The organism is Xanthomonas sp. NCPPB 3174 (assembly GCF_056725205.1).
Genome location: NZ_CM161517.1, coordinates 2,322,877 through 2,340,074, shown reverse-complemented (window position 1 = coordinate 2,340,074; position 17,198 = coordinate 2,322,877). Strand labels below are relative to the sequence as shown.

Sequence of the window (17,198 nt, the reverse complement as noted above, 5' to 3'; positions counted from 1 at the left end):
GCGCTTGAACGAGAACATCCTGTGGTTGCATGAGCTGCGCCTGGCCGACCTGGCTCGCGTCGGTGGCAAGAATTCCTCCCTCGGCGAAATGATCGGCAATCTGGCGGGGCTCGGCGTGTCCGTACCGGGCGGCTTCGCCACCACCGCCGAAGCGTTCAAGGCCTTCGTCGCCCACAACGATCTGTACCAGCGCATCTTCGACAAGCTGGCCACGCTGGACGTGGAAGACGTGGGCGCGCTGACCGCCGCCGGCAAGGAAATCCGCGGCTGGGTGATCGACGCGCCGCTGCAGCCGGAGCTGGACCAGGCGATCCGCGACGCCTACGCGCAACTGTGCAACGAGAACGGCGGCGGTGAAGTCGCCGTCGCGGTGCGCTCCTCGGCCACCGCCGAAGACCTGCCCGACGCCAGCTTCGCCGGCCAGCAGGAGACCTTCCTCAACGTGACCGGCGCCGACGACGTGGTGCACAAGGTCAAGGAAGTCTTCGCCAGCCTCTACAACGACCGCGCCATCGCCTACCGCGTGCACCACGGCTTCAAGCACGAGGACGTGTTCCTGTCGGCCGGTGTGCAGCTGATGGTGCGATCGGGCGTCGGCGCCTCCGGCGTGCTGTTCACCCTGGACACCGAGTCCGGTTTCCGCGACGTGGTGTTCGTTACCTCGAGCTTCGGCCTCGGCGAAATGGTCGTGCAGGGCGCGGTCAATCCCGACGAGTTCTACGTCTACAAGCCCACCCTGAAGGCCGGCAAGCCGGCGATCCTGCGCCGCTCGCTGGGCAGCAAGCTGATCCGCATGGTGTATTCGGACGTGCCGGGCGAGCGCGTGCGCATCGAGGACACCCCGGCCGAGCTGCGCAACACCTTCTCGATCAACGACGAGGACGTGCAGGAACTGGCCAAGCAGGCGCTGGTGATCGAGCAGCACTACCAGCGGCCGATGGACATCGAATGGGCGAAGGACGGCGTCAGCGGCAAGCTGTTCATCGTGCAGGCGCGCCCGGAGACGGTGAAGTCGCGCGGCCACGCGACCCAGATCGAACGCTTCGCGCTGCAGCAGCGCGGCGAGGTGATCGCCGAAGGCCGCGCCATCGGCCAGAAGATCGGCGCCGGCGTCGCCCGCGTGGTGCGCAGCCTGGAGGACATGAACCGGGTGCAGCCCGGCGACGTACTGGTCGCGGACATGACCGATCCCGATTGGGAGCCGGTGATGAAGCGCGCCTCGGCGATCGTCACCAACCGCGGCGGCCGCACCTGCCACGCGGCGATCATCGCCCGCGAGCTGGGCGTGCCGGCGGTGGTCGGCACCGGCAACGCGATGGAGCTGGTCGAGGACGGCAAGGAAGTGACCGTCAGCTGCGCCGAAGGCGACACCGGCTACATCTACGGCGGGCGACTGCCGTTCGAGCGCACCACCACGGACCTGGGCAACATGCCGCCGGCACCGCTGAAGATCATGATGAACGTGGCCAACCCGGAACGCGCGTTCGACTTCGGCCAGTTGCCCAACGCCGGCATCGGCCTGGCGCGCCTGGAGATGATCATCGCCGCGCACATCGGCATCCATCCCAATGCGCTGCTGGAGTACGCCAAGCAGGACGCGGCGACCAAGAAGAAGATCGACGAGAAGATCGCCGGTTACGCCGACCCGGTGAGCTTCTACGTCAACCGCCTGGCCGAAGGCATCGCCACGCTGACCGCGTCGGTGGCGCCGCACCCGGTGATCGTGCGCCTGTCGGACTTCAAGTCCAACGAGTACGCCAACCTGATCGGCGGCAGCAACTACGAGCCGCACGAAGAGAACCCGATGATCGGCTTCCGCGGCGCCAGCCGCTACGTCGATCCGAGCTTCGCCGCCGCGTTCGCGCTGGAATGCAAGGCCGTGCTCAAGGTCCGCAACGAGATGGGCCTGGACAACATGTGGGTCATGATCCCGTTCGTGCGCACCCTCGAGGAAGGCCGCAAGGTCGTCGAGGTGCTGGCCAGCAACGGCCTGCGCCAGGGCGAGAACGGCCTGAAGATCATCATGATGTGCGAGGTGCCGTCGAACGCGCTGCTGGCCGAGGAATTCCTGGATATCTTCGACGGCTTCTCGATCGGCTCCAACGATCTCACCCAGCTCACCCTGGGCCTGGACCGCGACTCCTCGATCGTGGCGCACCTGTTCGACGAGCGCAATCCGGCGGTCAAGAAGATGCTGTCGATGGCGATCAAGGCCGCGCGCGCCAAGGGCAAGTACGTGGGTATCTGCGGCCAGGGCCCGTCGGATCACCCGGACCTGGCGGAGTGGCTGATGCAGGAAGGCATCGAGTCGGTGTCGCTGAACCCGGACACCGTGGTCGACACCTGGCTGCGCCTGGCCAAGCTCAAGAGCAAGGGGTGATGCCGATGCAGTCGTGGCTGACGGCACTGACGGCGGCCACGACCGCTGCGCCGGCGACGCGCGCGGCGCGTCCGTTCGACTGGCGGACCCTGGACTGGGCGCAGTACGCGCTCAACTGGGGCGTGGCGATCCTGATCGTGGTGGTCGGGATGTGGATCGCCAAGCGCCTGAGCGAATGGCTGCGCAGCGCGCTGCTGCGTGCGCGGGTGGAAACCACGCTCAGCAACTTCCTGCGCAACGTCGCCTATGCGTTGATGCTGGTGCTGGTGCTGGTCACCGCGCTGCAGAAGATCGGCGTGCCGCCGACCTCGCTGTTCGCCGTGCTCGGCGCCGCCGGCCTGGCGGTGGGCCTGGCGCTGAAGGACTCGCTGTCCAACATCGCCTCCGGGGTCATGCTGATCGTGCTGCGGCCGATGCGCGACGGCGACCACGTGGTGGTGGCCGGCCAGGAAGGCGTGGTCGACGAGATCCGGATCTTCCAGACCCGCATCCGCACCTTCGACGAGCGCATGGTGACCCTGCCCAACAGCACCATCACCACCGCGCCGATCGTCAACTACAGCACCCTGCCCAACCGGCGCCTGGAGATCACCGTCGGCGTCGGCTACGGCGACGACCTGAAGAAGGCGCAGGAGCTGTTGCTGAAGATCGCCCAGGACAATCCGAACATCCTGAAGACGCCCGCCCCGTTCGTGCAGGTCACCAACCTGGGCGAGAGCACGGTGGACCTGATGCTGTTCGGCTACGCCAAGAACGGCGATTTCGGCGCGGCCAAGAGCAGCACGCTGGAGCAGATCCGCAACCAGTTGCTGGAGAACGGGCTCAGCATTCCGTATCCGCAGCGCGACCTGCACGTGTACCACCACGATGCGGACGGCCGCCCGATCGCCGAGCTGTTGACCAAAGGCGTCACCGACGACGGCGAGACCAAGCCGGGACCGCCGCTGGCGCGCTGAGCGGCAACGTCAACGCCCTTCCCTTACATGCGCCCGACGATCGTCGGGCGCCATTTCGCATTCGCGCCTGACAAAGCGCCGCGGACGACGGATCAGCCCTCGCCCTGCCCGCCCAGCCTGCCCATGAACGGGCGGTAGTAGCGCAGTTCGTCGATGGAATCGTGCACGTCGCTGAGCGCGGTGTGCGAGGAGGTCTTGGTCAGCCCGGCCGACACCGCCGGCGCCCAGCGCCGCGCCAGTTCCTTCAACGTCGACACGTCCAGGTTGCGGTAGTGGAAGAAACGCTCCAGCCGCGGCATCTGCCGGTGCAGGAAACGCCGGTCCTGGCAGATCGAGTTGCCGCACATCGGCGAGGTACCGGGCTTGCACCACTGGTTCAGGAACGCCATGGTCTCGGCCTCGGCCTGGGCCAGCGTGACCTGGCTGTCGAGCACGCGCTGCCACAGGCCGGAGTGGCGGTGCTGGTTGCGGTTCCACTCGTCCATCGCCTCCAGCGTCTGCAGCGGATGGGCGATGGCGAACTCCGGGCCCTCGGCCAGCACGTTGAGTTGCGCGTCGGTCACCACCGTGGCGATTTCGATGATCGAATCGCGATCGGTATCCAAGCCGGTCATTTCCAGATCGATCCAGATCAGCCGATCGTTCGCCACGTGCGCTTGCGCCATATCACCGTCCTGTCGTTCGCGGCGGCGAGGCCGGCGCGGAAGTGTCGTATCAGACTTCAATGATACCGCGCGGCCTGCGCAACCGGCAGGGGCTGGCCGCTCACGCGCCCAGCGGCGGCTTGCCGCGCTTGGCGCGGAAATAATTGGTCAGGCGCGTGCTGGCCTCCGCCGCCAGCACCCCGCTGCGGACCTGCACGCGGTGGTTGTGGCGCGGGTCGGCGAGCAGGTCGAACACGCTACCGCAGGCGCCGGTCTTGGGATCGGTCGCGGCGTAGACCAGTTCAGCCACCCGCGCGTGCACCACCGCCATCGCGCACATCGCGCACGGCTCCAGGGTCACGTACAGGCGGCTGCCGACCAGGCGATGGTTGCCGAGCCGGCGGCCGGCCTGGCGCAGCGCGACGATCTCGGCATGCGCGCTGGGATCATGCTCGGCGATGTTGAGGTTCCAGCCCTCGCCCAATATCGCATCGTCGGCCGAGACCAGCACCGCGCCGACCGGAATCTCGTCGAATTCGCGCTCGGCGCGCTCGGCCAGGGCCAGCGCGTGGCGCATCCAGTGCTCGTCGCGCGCCCGTTGCGCGTCGTCGCCCGCGCTCATCGCGACGCGCTGTGCTTGCGCACGAACTCGGCGAACACCGCCAGCGTCGCCTCGCTGACGTGGTGCTCGATGCCCTCGGCATCGCGGCGCGCGGTGTCCGCGTCGATGCCCAGCGCCAGCAGGAACTGCTCCACGGTCTGGTGACGCTGCCGGCTGGCCGCGGCCAGCGCCTCGCCCTCGGCGGTCAGGAACACGCCGCGATACGGACGCTGTACCACCCAGCCGCCCTTGACCAGGCGCTTGAGCATCTTGGCCACGGTCGGCTGGGCCACGCCCAGGCGCGCGGCGATATCCACCTGCCGCGCTTCGCCGCCGTCGGCGAGCAGGTCGGAAATCAGCTCCACATAGTCCTCGATCAGCTCCAGGCGGTGCGCCTCGCGCACTTGGCGGAAGCTTTCGACCTGCACTTCGGCGTCGAGCAGCACCGGCGGCGCCATCGACTTCCCGCTTTTCTGCATCGCAACGCCCTTGTCCTGTGCCGGCACACGCCGGCCACCTGCATATTCTGGCCGAAATCCGGGCTATCGCAGCGATTCGAATTGCCAATGCTAATCCATATAGCATCTGCTATATACTGATTCGCGTCCCCGCTCCACGCCGTCGCCGCCATGGCCGCCCCCCTGCCCCTGCCCCGTTCCGCTGCCGAACACGCCAGCCGTGGCGAGGCGCGCCCCAGCCTGGGGGCGATGAACGCGAGCGTCGCCGTGCCGCGCACCGGCCTGGGCTGGCGCCGCTTCCTGGCCTTCCTCGGGCCCGGCTACATGGTCTCGGTCGGCTACATGGACCCGGGCAACTGGGCGACCGATATCGCTGGCGGCTCGCACTTCGGCTACCTGCTGCTGTCGGTGATCCTGCTCTCCAACCTGATGGCGATCGTGCTGCAGGGGCTGGCCGCGCGCCTGGGCATCGCCACCGGTCTCGATCTGGCCCAGGCCTGCCGCGCGCACTACTCCAAGCCGGTGAACTTCCTGCTGTGGCTGGCCTGCGAAGCGGCCATCGTCGCCTGCGACCTGGCCGAGGTGATCGGTACCGCGATCGCGCTGAAGCTGCTGTTCGGCATCCCGCTCACCGCCGGTGCGATCATCACCTCGATCGACGCGCTGCTGGTGCTGTTCCTGATGCGCCGCGGCTTCCGTGCGCTGGAAGCGTTCGTGATCGCCCTGCTGACGGTGATCTTCGCCTGCTTCCTGGTGCAGATCGTGCTGGCCGCGCCGCCGCTGCGCGAGGTGCTGGCCGGCTTCATCCCGCGCGCGCAGGTGGTGACCGACCCGGCCGCGCTGTACTTGGCGATCGGCATCATCGGCGCGACAGTGATGCCGCACAACCTGTATCTGCATTCGTCGATCGTGCAGACCCGCGCCTACGAACGCACCGACCAGGGCCGCCGCTCGGCGCTGCGCTGGGCACTGACCGACAGCACCATCGCGCTGAGCCTGGCGCTGTTCGTCAACGCCGCGATCCTGATCCTGGCCGCCGCGGTGTTCCATGCGCACGGCCGCACCGACGTGCAGGAGATCGAACAGGCGCACGAACTGTTGGCGCCGATGCTCGGCGTCGGCCTGGCCTCGACCCTGTTCGCGGTGGCGTTGCTGGCCTCCGGCATCAATTCCACCGTCACCGCCACCCTGGCCGGGCAGATCGTGATGGAAGGCTTCCTGCACCTGCGCCTGCCGCCATGGGCGCGGCGCCTGCTGACCCGCGGCCTAGCGATCGTGCCGGTGGTGGCGGTGACCTCGCTGTATGGCGAACAGGGCACCGCCAAGCTGCTGGTGCTGAGCCAGGTGGTGCTGTCGATGCAGTTGCCGTTCGCGGTGATCCCGCTAGTGCGCTTCGTCACCGACAAGCAGCGGATGGGACCACTGGTGGTGCGGCGCGGCCTGGCCTGGCTGGCCTGGGCGATCGCCGCGCTGATCGTGGTGCTGAACCTGAAGCTGCTGGCGGATACCCTGTTGCACTGAGCGGTGCTCGTTACCGCGCCGTACGGAGGCGCGTAGGCGATGACCGCGATGCGAACGGATGTCCGAGGCCGGGACGCGCCCGCGGCTAACCGTCTTGGGCTGCGGACAGCGGCACCACGTACGCCTCCAGTTCCGCCATCCGCCCATCGCGAAATCGCCAGACGTCGCAATAGGAAAACAGCGATGTCCCGGCATCGCCGGTCGCGAGCGCGATCTGGCCGATGGCCACGACGTGATCCTCGCCGACGATGAACTTGCTGACGTCGAACTGCGGGGGCTGCCGGTAGGCCTCGGCCATCCACTCCCTGACCGCCTGCTTGCCTCGGAGCGTCCGCTCGCCGATGAAATGCCAGGTCGTATCCTCGGTGCAGTGGGCGAGAAATCCTTCGTGATCGCCTGCGGCGATGGCGGCGTTCGCGGCCTGCAGGACCTCCTGGTTCGTCTCGGTCATCGAGATGGCTCCTCTTGTCTAAGAACTGTCGAGATGGCGCGAGCCTAGCGTCGCCGGTGTCGTGCCTGCGTACATGCGACGGCCGCACCGCGGCGCAGGCGAAACGCGACGCACGCAGGCATTGCGACGGCCCGAGCAGCGATTCGGCGCATCGGCCGCGACGACGGGCAACCCACGTTCCCGCCAATGCGAACAGGCGCGCAACGGCGCGGGCAATGGCCGGCTTTTCAGGGTGTCGGTGCCTTCGCGAACAGCGCCGTATAGCGCCGCTGCATCTCCTCCGGCGTCACCGCCTCGATCGCGTGGCCGATCAGCCAGCGGTGGCCGAAGGGATCGCGCACGGTGCCGGAGCGTTCGCCATAGAAGTGATCCTGCATGCCGCGCTCGAGCGTGGCGCCCGCGGCGACCGCGCGGGCGACCAGGGCGTCGGCATCGTCCACATGCAGGTGCAGCGTGACCGGCGTGGCGCCGAGGTGTTCCGGGCTGCGCACGCCCATGTCTGGATACTCCTCCGACAACATCAGCGTGTGGCCGTCGAGATCCACTTCGGCATGGCCGATGCGCCCGTCCGGCTCGGTGAGGCGGAACAGTTCGCGTGCGCCAAACGCGCGGGCGTAGAACGCCATCGCGGCGGCGGCGTCGCGCACGCACAGGTAGGCATAGAGCTCGTGGATGGCCATGTCGAATCCTCGTGTGGTGACAGGCCAGCCAGTGTGCAGCCGCGCGAGCGCGGCGTCTTGCAAGGATTTGACCTGCACCCCGCTCAGCGCGGCACGTGCCGCGGTGCGGCGGGTCGGCCATCCGCCGCCAGGCGGACGGCGTCACGCCGGCCACGCTGCGAAAGGTATTGGCCAGATGCGCCTGGTCGGCGAATCCGCTGGCGGCCGCGACCTCGGCCCAGTCCCGCGATCGGTCGCAGGCCAGTTCCAGCGCATGCGAGAAGCGTTGCAATCGCAGCCATGCGTTCGGTGCGAGACCGGTCGCCTGCCGGAACATGGCGATGCAATGCCGATGGCTGAGCCCGCTGGCGCGCACCATGGTCTCCACGCGCAACCCTGGATGCCAGGCGCACGCAAGCATCCTCCCCAGCGCTGGATGCAGCATCGGTGGCCGGCCACGCGCACGCACGATCAGCCAATGCTCGAATGCCGCCAACCGCGCTGGCGCATCGGTGCACACCTGCAGCCGCTCCAGCAACGCATCGACCTCGCCAGCGGGCAGCAACAGCTCCAGTGGCGTGTGATGCCCGGCCAGCGCGGATTCGGGCACGCCGAGCAGCACGCCGGTGGCGCCGGGACGCAACATGGCACCGACCGAGATGGCGGGCTGGGCGACATCGCGCACGTGATACGCCGTGCGCACCCCGCCCACCACCGCATGGCCCAGGCGATGGCCATGCAGGTCGGCGACGTGGTCGAACACCCGCAATGGAGCGCCACCGACCCGAACGGCGAGATGCGTGGCACCAGTCGGCAGCACATGCTCGCGCACAGGCGCCCGTTCGGCTGCCGACATCGGCGCTGGATCGTGCGCCCACACCGATGTCGCCAGGCCGCGCAATGCCGGAACGGGAGGCCGATGCACGGAAGCCATGGCGCGATGCTACGCCTTCCCCGCTTGTAGACGTAGACCATCCAGCGGCGTGCCCGGCCGCCCTGAACACGATGCGGGCGCGGCCGCACACGGTAGGCCGTTTCCCTCGCCGATCGAAACGATGTCGCGCCGCCTGAAGGTATCGACAGCACGCTTCGCTGCAAGGTTTCGCGCGGGCCTTGCGGTCACGGGATCGAATGCCGGGTGTCGGAGCGAAACGGCAGCGCTGTTACCGCTAACGCGAATGCACGGCCAGGAAAAAACAGCAGGTATGCGTCTGCATCCGTCGATCACTGCGATGCGTCTCACACTGTCGCGTCCGCCGCCAACTGTCTACCTTCGACAGCGAGCCGGCTTATACAGTAGCGGCGACACACCACGGATGGCGGGGATGGCCGCGGGACGAGATATCGCCAAAGGCGCTCTACTGAGCGCGGCCTACTGCAGCGCCTTCCTGCTGGCCTGGCGCTGCTCCGTGGACCAGTGGTATCTGCCGGCAGGCGTGCGCGTCGCCAGCTTGCTGTTCCTGCCCGCACGGCGCTGGCCGTGGTTGCTGGCCGGCGAAGCCGCCGCGTTGCTGACGCTGCGCATTCCGATGAGCGAGACCTGGGGCGCGAGCGCCACCTGGGCATATCTGAGTCCGTTCCTGCTGATGCCGGCCGTGTCGCTGCTGCCGGTCATCGCGCGTCAACGCATTCCGGATCTGGCACGCAACGATCACTGGCTGCTGCCGCTGACGCTGGCGACCGCGCTGTGGAGCACGCTGTGCAACATCGCGATCAACACCGCACTGGGCGGACCGACAGGGCCTGCGCCACTGGATGTGCTGCTGCGCTACTGGCTTGGCGATTACCTCGGCACGCTGATGTTCGTGCTGCCGGCATTGCTGTGGTTGCGCCGCGACGAGCCTGCGCAGATGCAGGCTTCGCTGCTGCGCGAGGGGCTGGCGTCGATCGGCGTGGTCGTGGCGCTGTCGGCATCGATCGCCTTGGCCGGCGACGCGCTGCTGCGGCAACTGCTGATGGTCCTGCTGGTGGTCCCGGCGATCGTGCTGACGCTGCGCCATGGGTGGCGGGGCGCGGCGCTCGGCGTGGTCCTGGCGAACGTCGCCGTGGCGTTGTCCATGCCCAGGGTCGTGGCACCCGGCATGCACGACGCCGACGCGTTCGTGGTGCAGATCCTGCTTGCCGCCACGGCCACGGTGATGTTCGCGTTCGGATCGCGCATCTCCGCGGCCTATCGGCACATGCGCGACGACGGACGCCTGCGCGAGCAGGCGCTGGCCTTCGCACAGGCCGGCTATCTGTCGGCCGAACGCACGCTGCGCCGGCGCGTGGTCGACTACACCGACCTCAGCACCCAGATCAACAAGCTGCGCCGCGACGTGGTGGAGGACCTGCGCGCGCGAGGTCATTATGCCGCCGCCATGCAGATGACCCGCACTGGCGTGATCCAGGCGCAGTTGCTGGACGAGTACGTCACTGCACTGTATCCGCTCGGCATCGAGACGCATGGGCTGTACCCCACCCTGCACTCGCCGACCTTCGCCAACCTGTGCGGGACGGAGTTCCGCTGCCGCCTGCATGGCGATCCGCGGCGGCTGTCGCTGGGCCTGCAACTGGTGGCCTATCGCTGCATCCTCGACGCGATCGAGACGCTGCCCGTGGCCCACACCCATTTGCTGCAGGCGCGCGTATGGCGTGCCAGAGGGCGGCAGGGCATCGCCATCCGCATCACCGCCGATGCCGCGATGCTGAGCGCCTTGCGGCGCCGCCCGGAGGCGCCGGAGCGCGAGCTGGCGGTCCGCCTGCAGGCGCATGGCGGCACCTGCCGGCGCCGCCATGCGTTGAGCTTCAGCTTCCTGGTGTCCGAAAGCCAGGCCGCCGGCCTCACTCCACCGCGGTGATCTCCCAGGCGTCGCCGCTGGCATCCTCGCGAAGCCGCACCAACACATCCGCAGTCCGGTAAATCACCCGACCCGGCATCGCCGGCGATGCCGTCAGCGAGACCCGCGCCACGTCACTGCCCATCGGCAGCACCCACAGGGTCTTGCCGATGCGGCCGACCGCGGCACGCACCACACCGCTGACGTCGTTGATCTGCAGGTAGTTCACGCCATCGCGCGAGAACGCGTAGACGCGCCAGGCCGAATCCGTGGCCAGATTCAGCGCCTTGGGCACGCTTTCGCCGAGTCCCTTGCCCACCACCCCGTGCCCGCCAGAGGGACAGCAGGACTGTGCCTGCGCCTGAAAGGACAACGCCAGCCCCGCCGCCACCATGATCGCCAAGCCCTTCGCCTTCGCCTTCGTCTTCATTCCATGTTCCTTTCCCATCCGGGGAATTCCGCCTGCATCTCAGGCTGGATCAAGGTACGTGGTCCGGGGCGTGAAGCGGTCGACAAACAGCGCCACGGCCATGGCGCCCGACCAGGTCGTTACCTGTCCACGATGAACAAACGCCCTGCCACCGACCCCAGCGCACCCGCAATCGCGGCGGATCCGGTTGCACGCGCCGCGCCTTCCGGGCACGGGGCGCGCCGCTGGTCGCGGCGCACCGCTTTGAACGCGATCGACAGCCCCGGAATACGGGGCGTGCTTGACCTGCCACGCATTTCGAAACATCATTAGTTACATGAAACGCGACAGCCGCCTGTCCTCCGTCCTGCATGCTCTGCTGCACATGGCCGAGCACGAGGGCCCCATGACCTCCGACGCCCTGGCCCAGTGCCTGGGCACCAACCCCGTCGTGGTCCGGCGCACGATGGGGTACCTGCGCGAAGCCGGCATCGTGACCTCGGACCGCGGGCACGCCGGCGGGTGGCGCATCCATGCCGACCTGGCCACGGTCACCCTGCGCCAGTTGCACGAGGCACTGGGCGAACCGGCCCTGTTCGCCATCGGCAATCGCCACGAAACCCCGGCGTGCCTGGTGGAGCAAGCGGTGAATGCCGCACTGGAAGGCACGTTCGCAGAAGCCGAGGCGTTGCTGTTGAAGCGGTTTTCGGAGATCACCCTTGCCGACCTGGCCGCCGACTTCGCGCGCCGGCATGCGGCGGCACGACGCACGAGGAACTGAGCATGCATTACGACACCATCGTCATCGGCGGCAGCTATGCGGGCATGGCCGCCGCCCTGCAATTGCTGCGGGCACGCCGCTCCGTGCTGGTGATCGATGCGGGCCAGCGCCGCAATCGCACGGCCCGCCATGCACATGGCTTCCTCGGCCAGGACGGCGTGCCGCCGGACACCATCGCGGCGACCGCGCGCCAGCAGCTCGACGCCTATCCGACGCTGGCCTGGCTCGACGCCCATGCCCTGACCGCCACCGGCTCCCTGGACGCCTTCAGCGTGACCACCTCCGATGGCGGCACGCACCAAGGCAGTCGCATCCTGCTGGCCACCGGCGTCGCCGACCGGCTTCCGGCCGTCGACGGTCTTGCCGAACGCTGGGGCACTGCGGTCTTCCACTGCCCGTACTGCCACGGCTACGAGCTGGACCAGGGCCGCATCGGCATCGTCGGCGCCGGCCCGCTGTCCGCGCACCAGGCCGAACTGCTCACCGAATGGGGCAACGTGACCTTGCTCGTCAACGATGCGCTGCAACTGGACGACGCGGCCAGGGCCCGCCTGATCGACCGCAGCGTGGCGATCGAGGAGGCGCCCATCGACAGGATCGAGGAGCATGCCGACGTGGTCCTGGCCGACGGCCGGCGGCTGACCTTCGCCGGCCTGTTCACGGCCCCGCGCACCGTCCCGTCCGGCTCCCTCGCCGAAGCCATGGGCTGCCAGCTGGAAGAGACGCCGATGGGCCTCCAGGTCCGCATCGACGCCGAGCACAGGACCTCGGTGGCCGGCGTCTTCGCCTGCGGCGACCTGGCGAAAGCGCCGCATTCGCTGTCACTGGCCGTCGCCAGCGGCGCCATGGCAGGCTCGCAGGTTCACCGCTCGCTGGTATGGCCGGAGACCTTCGCCGCGCCGCCAGCATAAGCCTGCACGGGATGATGTCCTGCTCAGATCTGGTGGCCATGTCGGGCCACGCCAAGCGAACCACGTAGATACGGTCATGCCACGTGTAGCGGTTCAGCCGCGCTGCACATCACCCGTAGGCTCCACACACTGGACGCTGCAGACGCCGAACCTGACCAGGTCAGTCCAGCCCGGCAAACAGGCCATGCAACTCGGCAAATCCCACCGGTTTGACCAGGTGCGCGTCGAACCCGGCCCGCGCCGAATCCTGGCGATCGCCGTCCTGCCCCCAGCCGGTCAGCGCGACGATGGTGATGTCCCTGCCCCAATCGCAGTCGCGGATGCGGCGGCACGCTTCGTGCCCGTCCATGCCGGGCATGCCGATGTCCATCAGGATCACCTCCGGGCGCACGCGTGCGCCCAACGCCAGCGCTTCCTCGCCGCCTCCGGCGGTGCGCACGTCATGCCCGTCCAGTTCCAGCAGCGCGGCCAGCGCCAGCGCGATGTCCGCATTGTCGTCGACCACCAGTATACGGCGCACGGTTGGTGCCGGCCTGACATCTCCCGTGCCCGACACTGCGGCAGGCGCGGCGTCGGAGGGGAGCCGCACGACGAACGTGCTGCCCTTCCCTGCCCCCTCGCTGCGTGCCTCGACAGTGCCGCCATGCATCTCGACCAGTTGCCTGACCAGCATCAGGCCGATGCCAAGCCCGCCTTGCGCACGCTCCAGCGTGCGGTCCACCTGGGTGAACAGTTCGAAGATGGCGTCGATCTTGTCCGGTGGGATGCCGGAACCGTTGTCCTGCACCACGACTTCGGCGCTGCCCTCGATCGCGTCGACCCGAACCTCGATGTCTCCCCCGGGAGGCGTGTACTTGCACGCATTGGTGAGCAGGTTTCCGAACACCTGGGTCAGACGAATCGGATCGCCCTGCAGCGGCAGCGGCGCCTCCGGCAACACCACACGCAACCGATGCCGCTGCTGGTCCAGCGCAGGACGGCAGACCTCGACCGCCTGCTGGATCACCTCTGCCAGCAGCAGCGGCTCGCGCCGCAGCTCCAGCTTGCCCTGCTTGATGCGGTTGACGTCGAGCAGATCGTCCACCAGCCGCATCAGATGCCGCACCTGCCGCTCCATGACCTCCTGCGCCTTCCGCGACAGCGCTTCGTTGCCATGCGAGCGCTTGAGCACTTCCAGCATGTTGCGCAACGGCGCCAGCGGATTACGCAGTTCGTGCGCGAGCATGGCCAGGAACTCGTCCTTGCGTCGCCGCTCCTGCGCCAGCTCCGCCTCGATCTGATGGCGCTCCACCAGTTCGGCGGCCTGCCGGGCGAGCAGGTCGATGTAGCGCAGCGCGTCCGGGTCGGGGCCGCCCGGCCAGCGGTAATGGTTGTTGAGCATGCCCAGCAGCCGACCATCGCGGCTGAGCAATGGCGTGCACTGGATGGAACGGATCTGGTCCTCCATTACGATCTCCAGACCCAACGTCCCCTGCAGACCTTCCAGCTTCTCCACGTCGGCCACGACCAGGCGCTGCACCTGCTTTGCCGCTTCCCCGCAACTGGCGTCCCATCCATCCTCGCGGAAATGCTCGACCAGCCGCGCCCCCAGGCCCTGATGCACGACGATCCGCAGGGTTTTCTTGACCGGATCGAAGATCTGGATATTGCCCTTGTCGGTGCCCGAGATGTCGGCGGCCGCGGCAAGGATCTTTTGCAGCAGCGGCTCGAACTCCCCTGGCCCGACCAGTTCGGCACTCAATTCCTGCAGCCGGGCAAGCGCGGCCATCTCCTTGCGCAGATGCGCGGCCGCCCGCTCCCGTTCCACGACGATGCTGGTGGCCAGCGCGCCGAACTCGGCGACCTTGCGTTCCCACGGACTGGCCTGCCGCGCTTCGGAAAGACACAGGAAGAACGATCCGACCGCCTTGCCGCCCTGCCCGATGGCAGGATGCGAGTAGCACGCCAGGATGCCGTTTTCCAGGCAAAGCGAGCGCCAGGGTGCGGCCCACTGCGGCGCATGTTCCACGTCCTCGCACTCGACCGGATGCCCCTCGTGGATGGCGGTGCCGCAGGTGCCGATGAGCGCCTCCCCGATCGGCAGGCCGCGGATGCCCGCGGCGAATGCAGGAGGAAAGTGCGACGAGTAACCATCGCCCATCGTGCGGCGGTCCCGGCTCGCCAGCAGCACACAGGCGCGGGCGTCGGGAACAAGCCGGCCGACGGCATCGGTGAGCGCATCCAGGCACTCGGCCATGGGCGCCCCAGACGCGATCATCAGCAACGCCTTGCGCTGCTCCGCATCCAGTTGCGCATCACGCTGGGCCTGAGCCAGTTCTCGGTACACGTGCACCTATCTACGATCGCCGCAGCGGTGTTAATGGATAACACTGGAGACGGTTCGTCACGAATGAAACCGAGATCCGCTGAAAGCACGGCTGCCACGGTCCGACGGAAGTCCATGTTGTCATAGGTGCTGCGTGAAGCGTGTGCGACGTGCATCAAGGTCTGCGGCCGAAGCTGCGTTTGGAATGTCTTGGGACGCAGCCCTCGGCGCCAGCGCTCCGCGCCGGCACCGATCCCGACCCTACTCACGCGAGGTCCAGCCCCTGCACTATCCGGCGCCATGCGATCTGCAGACCGCAGGACACGCGGCGCACCTGCTCCACGTCAGCGCGAGCCGCCGCCTTGGACGGCACCCACGCAACACGGTCATGCGCAAGAGGATCGTGACGAGGCACGTCAACGAACAGAATCATCAGGCTGTCGGCTTCTACGAAAGGATGGGCTTCAGGCGCACAGGCCGGTCCCCGCGCGACCACCAGGGCAAGCCCTATCCACTCATCCACCTTGAATACGCGCCTTAGGCGTACTGTGGCATAACGCTCGCGGCCTACGCACGGGGCGACAGATACGGAGAGCGTAGGTGCTCGCGCTACTCTCCGAAGATCCTGGCGCAGTACGCGCGCAGCCGTTGCGGCGCGTCTAGCGGGCCGCGGAAGGCGATATGACCGTCGGGCCGCACCAGCACCATCGCGGGATCGCCTTCGATGCCGTAGGCGCCATGTGCCAACCCATCCAGGTCGAACAGCGCCGTGGCGTCGCCGGCCTGCGGTACCGTCTTGCCGAGGATCAACCGGGGCCGGATCCACTCCCACGCCTGGAGCTGCGCCAACGCATCACGCATCGCCATCAAGGCGTCCTGCTGCCGGGCATCGAACAGCAGCAAGGCCCAGCCCCACGTCACGCCATCGGGGTTGTAGAGATGCGCGAACAGCGTCGTGGACGCACCGTCCTGGGCGATGACGGCCGCATCCGGTGCGCGGTCGCCAGGATGCGGAACGCGTCGGTGCACGATCTCCCGCAATCCCTTGAGGTGGTCTTCGTTCAAGGGGCTGTCGGGATAGGCGACGGACAGTTGCTGGAGATCGTCGGTGCCCTGAATCAGGGCACCGATGTTGGGCAGGAAACTGGCGGCGATCCCCATGGCCGTATCCTTGATAACGCCGCGATACACGCTGTTGCGGAAGCCCTTTTCCTGCTGCGCATCCAGCCGGCGGTGTTCGCCGCCGCGCTCCAGCCCGTAGGATTCCAGCAGCACCGGTGCGGCCTTGCCGTCGAGCGCCATCGCCAGCCGCCATGCCAGGCCGACCGCATCCTGCAGCCCGGCGTTCATGCCCTGGCCGCCCGCGGGCAAGGTGAGATGGCCAGCATCGCCGACCAGGAACACGCGTCCATCGGCGTAGCGCGAGGTCACGCCATGCTGGAAGCGGCTGTGGGTCATCCAGATCGGATCGCTGAGCTCCAGCGTCTCGTCCTCGGTGACCTCGCGCGCGATGGCCTGCAGTTCCTCCAGCGTCGGATCGCGATCGGGGATGCCCGCGTCGTCGGACAGGAAGAACAGCCGGTGGTAGCCCTCCCACACCGGCAGCACGCCGCAGAAGCCCTTGGGGTAATAGAAGAACCAGAGGTGATCGAAATCGGTGGAGCGGCGCCAGCGCAGTTTCGCGTCGAGCTGGCGGTTCATGCAGTGGGGCAGCTTCTCCGTCGCGAAGTCCGCGCCGATCTGCTTGCGCACGAAGCCTTCGGCGCCGTCTGCGCCCACCAGGTAGCGGCAGCGCAGGCGCTCGACCGGGCGCCCTTCGACCGGCTCACCGTCGTCGTTCACCGTCGCGATCGTCACGCTGACCCCGTCCGCATCCTGCTCGAAGCCGACCACCTTGCGGCCGCGTTCGAGCGCTGCGCCGCCGGTCTCGATCTGCCGGGCAAGCACGTTCTCGATGACGTCCTGGCCGCTGTACAGCACCTCCGGATACGGACTGGAGACCTGCGCGATGTCGATCGGATCCACTGTCTTGCCGTTCAACAGGGTGTTAATCCGGGTGATCCGGTACGCCCGCTCGGCCAGGGCATCGCGGATGCCGATGCTCGCCAGCAGCTCCTGCGGGCGCGCCCAAAGATTGTTGGCGCGCGAATGCGGCTTGGGCTGCGTGCGTTGCTCGAAGATGCGGAATCGCACCCCGTGGTGCGCCAACGCGCAGGCGGTGGTCAGGCCGACTGGCCCGCCACCGATGATGATGACGTCCGTATCGAAGCCGTCGGGATGCGGGGCAAGCGCCATGGTCTCTC

14 protein-coding genes and 2 pseudogenes are annotated in these 17,198 nt (G+C 67.9%); 7 read left to right on the top strand and 9 right to left on the bottom strand.

Features of this window, described 5'->3' with window-relative positions; all coding sequences use genetic code 11:
- Positions 1 to 4 precede the first annotated feature (4 nt).
- On the top strand, positions 5 to 2,380 hold the full coding sequence (ppsA, locus tag AC1PK7_RS10420; RefSeq protein WP_481100732.1) for a phosphoenolpyruvate synthase: 2,376 nt from the start codon (positions 5 to 7) through the stop codon (positions 2,378 to 2,380).
- 5 nt (positions 2,381 to 2,385) lie between these two features.
- Positions 2,386 to 3,336 carry a mechanosensitive ion channel family protein gene (locus AC1PK7_RS10415; RefSeq protein WP_209031472.1) on the top strand — a complete coding sequence of 317 codons (951 nt, stop codon included), beginning with the start codon at positions 2,386 to 2,388 and terminating at the stop codon, positions 3,334 to 3,336.
- Positions 3,337 to 3,428: 92 nt separating this feature from the next.
- Here AC1PK7_RS10415 and orn read toward each other — a convergent pair whose 3' ends face one another.
- From orn to mntR, 3 genes are all read right to left on the bottom strand, one after another.
- Positions 3,429 to 4,001 (bottom strand): oligoribonuclease, encoded by a 573-nt coding sequence (gene orn, locus AC1PK7_RS10410; RefSeq protein WP_481100731.1) that lies wholly within the window; start codon positions 3,999 to 4,001, stop codon positions 3,429 to 3,431.
- Positions 4,002 to 4,101: 100 nt separating this feature from the next.
- A complete protein-coding gene (gene tadA / locus AC1PK7_RS10405; RefSeq protein WP_481100730.1) occupies positions 4,102 to 4,602 on the bottom strand; it encodes a tRNA adenosine(34) deaminase TadA in 501 nt (166 codons plus the stop codon).
- A complete protein-coding gene (gene mntR, locus AC1PK7_RS10400) occupies positions 4,599 to 5,060 on the bottom strand; it encodes a manganese-binding transcriptional regulator MntR (RefSeq protein WP_481100729.1) in 462 nt (153 codons plus the stop codon). Before mntR ends, tadA begins: the two co-directional genes overlap by 4 nt.
- A 228-nt stretch (positions 5,061 to 5,288) precedes the next feature.
- On the opposite strand from mntR, the gene AC1PK7_RS10395 reads away from it, so the two are divergent.
- Positions 5,289 to 6,560, top strand: a complete 1,272-nt coding sequence (locus tag AC1PK7_RS10395; RefSeq protein ID WP_481100878.1) for an Nramp family divalent metal transporter — start codon at positions 5,289 to 5,291, stop codon at positions 6,558 to 6,560.
- An 85-nt stretch (positions 6,561 to 6,645) separates the two neighbouring features.
- On the opposite strand, the gene AC1PK7_RS10390 is transcribed toward AC1PK7_RS10395, so the two are convergent.
- The 3 genes and pseudogenes from AC1PK7_RS10390 to AC1PK7_RS10380 all read right to left on the bottom strand — a co-directional run.
- Entirely contained in the window at positions 6,646 to 7,011 is a 366-nt protein-coding gene (locus AC1PK7_RS10390) for a nuclear transport factor 2 family protein (protein ID WP_481100728.1), read from the bottom strand.
- A 227-nt stretch (positions 7,012 to 7,238) separates the two neighbouring features.
- Complete coding sequence (locus AC1PK7_RS10385) at positions 7,239 to 7,754, bottom strand: VOC family protein (RefSeq protein ID WP_481100727.1); 516 nt, start codon at positions 7,752 to 7,754, stop codon at positions 7,239 to 7,241.
- Between the two features lie 103 nt (positions 7,755 to 7,857).
- Positions 7,858 to 8,526 (bottom strand): annotated as a pseudogene (locus AC1PK7_RS10380) (helix-turn-helix domain-containing protein); the annotation flags it as partial.
- Positions 8,527 to 8,995: 469 nt separating this feature from the next.
- Between AC1PK7_RS10380 and AC1PK7_RS10375 the strand changes: the two are divergent.
- Positions 8,996 to 10,510: an MASE1 domain-containing protein gene (locus tag AC1PK7_RS10375; protein ID WP_481100726.1), complete on the top strand. Its 1,515-nt coding sequence runs from the start codon at positions 8,996 to 8,998 to the stop codon at positions 10,508 to 10,510.
- Here the strand turns inward: AC1PK7_RS10375 and AC1PK7_RS10370 are convergent.
- On the bottom strand, positions 10,494 to 10,919 hold the full coding sequence (locus tag AC1PK7_RS10370) for a hypothetical protein (RefSeq protein ID WP_481100725.1): 426 nt from the start codon (positions 10,917 to 10,919) through the stop codon (positions 10,494 to 10,496). The genes AC1PK7_RS10375 and AC1PK7_RS10370 overlap by 17 nt on opposite strands.
- A gap of 316 nt (positions 10,920 to 11,235) precedes the next feature.
- Between AC1PK7_RS10370 and AC1PK7_RS10365 the strand changes: the two genes are divergently transcribed.
- Together AC1PK7_RS10365 and AC1PK7_RS10360 are read left to right on the top strand one after the other, a co-directional pair.
- Entirely contained in the window at positions 11,236 to 11,679 is a 444-nt protein-coding gene (locus tag AC1PK7_RS10365; RefSeq protein ID WP_153750518.1) for an Rrf2 family transcriptional regulator, read from the top strand.
- A 2-nt stretch (positions 11,680 to 11,681) separates the two neighbouring features.
- Positions 11,682 to 12,590 (top strand): NAD(P)/FAD-dependent oxidoreductase, encoded by a 909-nt coding sequence (locus tag AC1PK7_RS10360; RefSeq protein WP_481100724.1) that lies wholly within the window; start codon positions 11,682 to 11,684, stop codon positions 12,588 to 12,590.
- 160 nt (positions 12,591 to 12,750) lie between these two features.
- Here AC1PK7_RS10360 and AC1PK7_RS10355 read toward each other — a convergent pair whose 3' ends face one another.
- On the bottom strand, positions 12,751 to 14,916 hold the full coding sequence (locus AC1PK7_RS10355) for a hybrid sensor histidine kinase/response regulator (RefSeq protein ID WP_481100723.1): 2,166 nt from the start codon (positions 14,914 to 14,916) through the stop codon (positions 12,751 to 12,753).
- Positions 14,917 to 15,307: 391 nt separating this feature from the next.
- Between AC1PK7_RS10355 and AC1PK7_RS10350 the strand changes: the two are divergent.
- Positions 15,308 to 15,436: pseudogene (locus AC1PK7_RS10350) on the top strand (acetyltransferase); the annotation flags it as partial.
- Positions 15,437 to 15,504: 68 nt separating this feature from the next.
- Here AC1PK7_RS10350 and AC1PK7_RS10345 read toward each other — a convergent pair.
- On the bottom strand, positions 15,505 to 17,190 hold the full coding sequence (locus tag AC1PK7_RS10345; RefSeq protein ID WP_481100722.1) for an FAD-dependent monooxygenase: 1,686 nt from the start codon (positions 17,188 to 17,190) through the stop codon (positions 15,505 to 15,507).
- Positions 17,191 to 17,198 lie beyond the last annotated feature (8 nt).

Bases quoted from the DNA above. Each gene is read 5' to 3' on its own strand.
- AC1PK7_RS10415 (WP_209031472.1), top strand. From the start codon at position 2,386: ATGCAGTCGTGGCTGACGGCACTGACGGCGGCCACGACCGCTGCGCCG.
- orn (WP_481100731.1), bottom strand. From the start codon at position 4,001: ATGGCGCAAGCGCACGTGGCGAACGATCGGCTGATCTGGATCGATCTG.
- tadA (WP_481100730.1), bottom strand. From the start codon at position 4,602: ATGAGCGCGGGCGACGACGCGCAACGGGCGCGCGACGAGCACTGGATG.
- mntR (WP_481100729.1), bottom strand. From the start codon at position 5,060: ATGCAGAAAAGCGGGAAGTCGATGGCGCCGCCGGTGCTGCTCGACGCC.
- AC1PK7_RS10395 (WP_481100878.1), top strand. From the start codon at position 5,289: ATGAACGCGAGCGTCGCCGTGCCGCGCACCGGCCTGGGCTGGCGCCGC.
- AC1PK7_RS10390 (WP_481100728.1), bottom strand. From the start codon at position 7,011: ATGACCGAGACGAACCAGGAGGTCCTGCAGGCCGCGAACGCCGCCATC.
- AC1PK7_RS10375 (WP_481100726.1), top strand. From the start codon at position 8,996: ATGGCCGCGGGACGAGATATCGCCAAAGGCGCTCTACTGAGCGCGGCC.
- AC1PK7_RS10370 (WP_481100725.1), bottom strand. From the start codon at position 10,919: ATGAAGACGAAGGCGAAGGCGAAGGGCTTGGCGATCATGGTGGCGGCG.
- AC1PK7_RS10365 (WP_153750518.1), top strand. From the start codon at position 11,236: ATGAAACGCGACAGCCGCCTGTCCTCCGTCCTGCATGCTCTGCTGCAC.
- AC1PK7_RS10360 (WP_481100724.1), top strand. From the start codon at position 11,682: ATGCATTACGACACCATCGTCATCGGCGGCAGCTATGCGGGCATGGCC.
- AC1PK7_RS10345 (WP_481100722.1), bottom strand. From the start codon at position 17,190: ATGGCGCTTGCCCCGCATCCCGACGGCTTCGATACGGACGTCATCATC.